The organism is Aeromonas sp. BIGb0405 (assembly GCF_024807335.1).
GTDB classification, from domain to species: domain Bacteria; phylum Pseudomonadota; class Gammaproteobacteria; order Enterobacterales; family Aeromonadaceae; genus Aeromonas; species Aeromonas rivuli.
The window spans coordinates 1-1,574 of record NZ_JANUEP010000023.1 but is presented as its reverse complement, the minus strand read 5'-3'; the positions used below and the strand labels follow the sequence as shown (position 1 = coordinate 1,574).

General features: G+C 52.2%; 1 rRNA gene. It reads right to left on the bottom strand.

Going from position 1 to position 1,574, the window contains the following annotated elements:
* Positions 1-1,574: ribosomal RNA gene (locus M2366_RS19820) — 23S ribosomal RNA — on the bottom strand; the annotation flags it as partial.

Genomic DNA, 1,574 nt, shown 5'->3' with positions numbered 1-1,574 from the left:
AGGGACTTCACTGTCAAGAGCGAACCTTCTCCCGAAGTTACGGTTCTATTTTGCCTAGTTCCTTCACCCGAGTTCTCTCAAGCGCCTTGGTATTCTCTACCCGACCACCTGTGTCGGTTTGGGGTACGATGACTTGTAATCTGAAGCTTAGAGGCTTTTCCTGGAAGCATGGCATCAATGGCTTCACCACCGTAGTGGCTTCGTCTCGTGTCTCAGCGTTGCATCTCCGGATTTGCCTAGAGATACCGCCTACGCACTTTCACCAGGACAACCGTCGCCTGGCCCACCTAGCCTTCTCCGTCCCCCCATCGCAATTACAAGTCGTGCAGGAATATTAACCTGCTTCCCATCGATTACGCCTTTCGGCCTCACCTTAGGGGTCGACTCACCCTGCCCCGATTAACGTTGGACAGGAACCCTTGGTCTTCCGGCGAGGAGGCTTTTCACCCCCTTTATCGTTACTTACGTCAGCATTCGCACTTCTGATATCTCCAGCATACCTCTCGATACACCTTCGCAGACTTACAGAACGCTCCCCTACCACTCACACATAAGTGTGAATCCGCGGCTTCGGTGCCTGGTTTGAGCCCCGTTACATCTTCCGCGCAGGCCGACTCGACTAGTGAGCTATTACGCTTTCTTTAAATGATGGCTGCTTCTAAGCCAACATCCTAGCTGTCTGAGCCTTCCCACATCGTTTCCCACTTAACCAGAACTTTGGGACCTTAGCCGGCGGTCTGGGTTGTTTCCCTCTTCACGACGGACGTTAGCACCCGCCGTGTGTCTCCCGGATATTACTTACTGGTATTCGGAGTTTGCATGGAGTTGGTAAGTCGGGATGACCCCCTAGTCCAAACAGTGCTCTACCCCCAGTAGTATTCGTCCGAGGCGCTACCTAAATAGCTTTCGGGGAGAACCAGCTATCTCCGAGTTTGATTGGCCTTTCACCCCCAGCCACAGGTCATCCCCTAACTTTGCAACGTTAGTGGGTTCGGTCCTCCAGTTGATGTTACTCAACCTTCAACCTGCCCATGGCTAGATCACCCGGTTTCGGGTCTACACCTTGCAACTAGACGCCCAGTTAAGACTCGGTTTCCCTACGGCTCCCCTATACGGTTAACCTCGCTACAAAATGTAAGTCGCTGACCCATTATACAAAAGGTACGCAGTCACCCCGAAGGGCTCCCACTGCTTGTACGTACACGGTTTCAGGTTCTATTTCACTCCCCTCACAGGGGTTCTTTTCGCCTTTCCCTCACGGTACTGGTTCACTATCGGTCAGTCAGGAGTATTTAGCCTTGGAGGATGGTCCCCCCATATTCAGACAGGATGTCACGTGTCCCGCCCTACTCGATTTCACAACAAGGTCGTTTTCATGTACGGGGCTATCACCCTGTATCGCTGGCCTTTCCAGGACCATTCCACTAACTTCCAAGTTGCTTAAGGGCTAATCCCCGTTCGCTCGCCGCTACTAAGGGAATCTCGGTTGATTTCTTTTCCTCGGGGTACTTAGATGTTTCAGTTCTCCCGGTTCGCCTCGTTAAGCTATGTATTCACTTAACGATACCCAGCTT